Source organism: Clostridium sp. AF28-12 (assembly GCF_003435225.1).
Taxonomy (GTDB): Bacteria; Bacillota; Clostridia; order Lachnospirales; family Lachnospiraceae; genus Pilosibacter; species Pilosibacter fragilis.
On the sequence record NZ_QWGJ01000052.1, the window covers coordinates 1 to 2,714 of the forward strand.

Below are 2,714 nucleotides of genomic sequence, written 5' to 3' on the forward strand. Positions count from 1 at the left end.
ATTGCGGAAAGTGTGATATAATCCAGATAAGCGGCAGCAATCAAACCACCGGAAAGGAGCGTGCGCCCATGAAAGGAGCGACAAGCATACAGGAACGCCTTTGGGAACTCCGCAAGGACAAAGGCTTAAATCTGGAAGAGTTGTCAGAGTTGACGGGTATTTCCAAATCAGCTCTTGGAAGTTATGAGAAAGAGGATTATAAAGAAATCAATCATGGCAACCTTATCACACTGGCAGACTTCTATGGGGTTTCCGTTGATTATCTGCTGTGCCGGACAGAGAACAGGGAGCAGATCAACACGCCATTGACGGAGTTGCATTTGAATGATGAGATGGTTGCTCTCCTGAAAAGCGGTCGGATTAACAACCGTCTGCTCTGTGAGCTTGCCACACATAAAGATTTTATCAAGTTTCTTGCGGACATTGAGATTTATGTGGACGGGATTGCCACCATGCAGATTCAAAACCTCAATGCCCTTGTTGATACTGTCCGACATGAAATCATTGAACGGTATCGCCCTGGCGAAGACGACCCCCATTTGAAAGTGCTACAAGCCGCCCATATCAGTGATGATGAATATTTCAGTCAGATGGTACGGGATGACCTCAACCTCATTATCCGGGATATTCGAGAAGCCCATAAAAAGGACAGTGAGAGTGCACCCCAGACCACTGTTGCCAATGAACTGAAAGAAAATCTGGAAGCGGTCGAAAATTTCAAGGGCAGCCGGGATGAAAAGCTGGTTGTCCTTTACTGTAAACAGCTCGGTATCAACTATAAAAATCTGTCAGACGAAGAATTTCGCTGGCTGATTCGGATTCTCAAAAAATCAAAGAAAATGGGAACGCCTATCAGCCAAAGGAAAAAACGGTAAAGAAAAACCGCTGTTGCATGGTTTGTTGGCTTCCATGTAGCAGCGGTTTTTGCTGGGATTATTCAGTTGAATTTTTAGAACGACAAACTGGAAGTTGTCGGGTTCTTTACATAGATAAAATATTAATTTTTCTTTCCACACCTAAAAAAAATAAAGTCTGGCTGATGAATAACTCCTCCAAACATATCTGCTCGCTTTTCTCTAATTGATTCTGGTACTTTTGATTCCTGACATTCCTCAATAATAAATCCAGCAGAAACAATATCATTTATTAATGTTGAAATCGTTCTATGATAAAGTTCATATTCATCTACTACCCAATGAATAACACGCTTACCCTCTATTCCGTAATTTCGTAGATTAGCATATAATCTTTCTCCAGTTTCTGCTCTGGTATATCTGTCAAAAGTCCCATCATATGCTGTACTTATTGGGTGTGACATCGAAAAAACACATTTGCCATTTTCATTCAAGTGACTATAAATCTGTTTCATAAGTCTTTCAAAATTTTCTACATAATCAAAAGCCAATGAACTTGTAATAACATCAAACTTTTCCTCTAAATCATCCAATTCTTCAAACGCCAGTCTTCTGTATTCAATATTAGAGGCAGCATTATTTTTTCTTGCATATGCTAACATTTTTTCCGATATATCAATTCCAAGAACGGATAACGCCCCTTTCTTTGAATATTGAAGTGCATGTTGCCCCATACCACATCCAATATCTAATACTTTCTTTTTATATAGTTCAGGTATCATTCCTAATATTATTGGTGTCTCAATAATATCATTAAAATTGATTTCTTTGCTACGTATTTTCTCGAAGTTTTCGTAAAATAAATCATTATCATAAATATTTTGTTTTGACATTCTGCAACCAGCCTTTCATATAAAAAATTATTTTTTGTTTTCTTCTACTTCCATCTTCTTGTCTTTCGGGCAACAAGCATCCTTCTCTTTCAGCTCGGTCAATTCCGATTTGTCATAATCATTCTATCATACCGTTATGAATAAATCATCTCTTGCAAAATAATTTCTTCTGCCCGGTTGTGAATGTTATTGCAACGCCGCACCCATTCCATTTCTTGGGTTCGTTTCAATTCCTCGGTCACGCCCTCGGCATCTTTCATCTGCTCCATGATGGTGTCTAACCGTTCCTGTGCCTGTTCGTTCAGGTCTGCAAGGTATGTCCATAACTCCCCGGTCAAGGTCAATGTGTTCAATCTGACTGGGTGGACTTCCCTTAAATATTCCCTGTGCATCCGTCCGTACTTTCCAATAGGGCGGTGTTCCTTCGGCAGCTTCAAATCCGGGATATAGTAATCTCCGACAAGGATATAATCAATTCCGTTTTCCGTTATTCTTGGTTTCAATTCTCTCATGTTCCTTACCTCCTGTGGAAGCAGGCTCGTCTGGTACTAACTCAATCACATCGGTAATCTCACAATTCAGCGTTTCGCAGATACGGGCTAATGTGTCCATGCTGATGTGCTTTCCCTCTTTACTCATGTTGGCAATCATATTCGTTGTCATACCAGCGGCAAGCCTTAAATCTTCTTTTCGCATATCACGCTCTAACAGTGTGTGCCAGAGTGGTTTATAGCTGATGTGCATATTGTTTTCCTGCCTTTCTACCCATACCACCGGGGCGGCTGCCCCGGCAGGAGCTTTTCTCTTATTATAACACCAATCTTGTGAAATCACAATTTATTCTTGTAGCCTGCCGCTGATACCGTCTGGATTGGTTTTTCCTTTCTTTTTGTTCCCTTTAATTAGCCATGAACTGTTTGATGCCATGGCTCTTTATTGATGTGTGATAAAGAAGCAATAGAAGTGT

4 protein-coding genes are annotated in these 2,714 nt (G+C 40.4%); 1 reads left to right on the top strand and 3 read right to left on the bottom strand.

Features of this window, described 5'->3' with window-relative positions:
* Window positions 1–68: 68 nt before the first annotated feature.
* Window positions 69–875: a helix-turn-helix transcriptional regulator gene (locus DWY93_RS16650; RefSeq protein WP_009323504.1), complete on the top strand. Its 807-nt coding sequence runs from the start codon at window positions 69–71 to the stop codon at window positions 873–875.
* Window positions 876–997: 122 nt separating this feature from the next.
* On the opposite strand, the gene DWY93_RS16655 is transcribed toward DWY93_RS16650, so the two are convergent.
* The 3 genes from DWY93_RS16655 to DWY93_RS16665 form a co-directional block, all read right to left on the bottom strand.
* Window positions 998–1,747: a class I SAM-dependent methyltransferase gene (locus tag DWY93_RS16655; protein WP_117471364.1), complete on the bottom strand. Its 750-nt coding sequence runs from the start codon at window positions 1,745–1,747 to the stop codon at window positions 998–1,000.
* Between the two features lie 134 nt (window positions 1,748–1,881).
* The gene (locus DWY93_RS16660) at window positions 1,882–2,259 is read right to left on the bottom strand and encodes a TnpV protein (RefSeq protein WP_117471363.1); all 378 of its coding nucleotides are present in this window, start codon (window positions 2,257–2,259) and stop codon (window positions 1,882–1,884) included.
* Window positions 2,219–2,491: a helix-turn-helix domain-containing protein gene (locus tag DWY93_RS16665; RefSeq protein ID WP_002593556.1), complete on the bottom strand. Its 273-nt coding sequence runs from the start codon at window positions 2,489–2,491 to the stop codon at window positions 2,219–2,221. Before DWY93_RS16665 ends, DWY93_RS16660 begins: the two co-directional genes overlap by 41 nt.
* Window positions 2,492–2,714: the final 223 nt, after the last annotated feature.

Bases quoted from the DNA above. Each gene is read 5' to 3' on its own strand.
- DWY93_RS16665 (WP_002593556.1), bottom strand. From the start codon at position 2,491: ATGCACATCAGCTATAAACCACTCTGGCACACACTGTTAGAGCGTGAT.
- DWY93_RS16655 (WP_117471364.1), bottom strand. From the start codon at position 1,747: ATGTCAAAACAAAATATTTATGATAATGATTTATTTTACGAAAACTTC.
- DWY93_RS16650 (WP_009323504.1), top strand. From the start codon at position 69: ATGAAAGGAGCGACAAGCATACAGGAACGCCTTTGGGAACTCCGCAAG.
- DWY93_RS16660 (WP_117471363.1), bottom strand. From the start codon at position 2,259: ATGAGAGAATTGAAACCAAGAATAACGGAAAACGGAATTGATTATATC.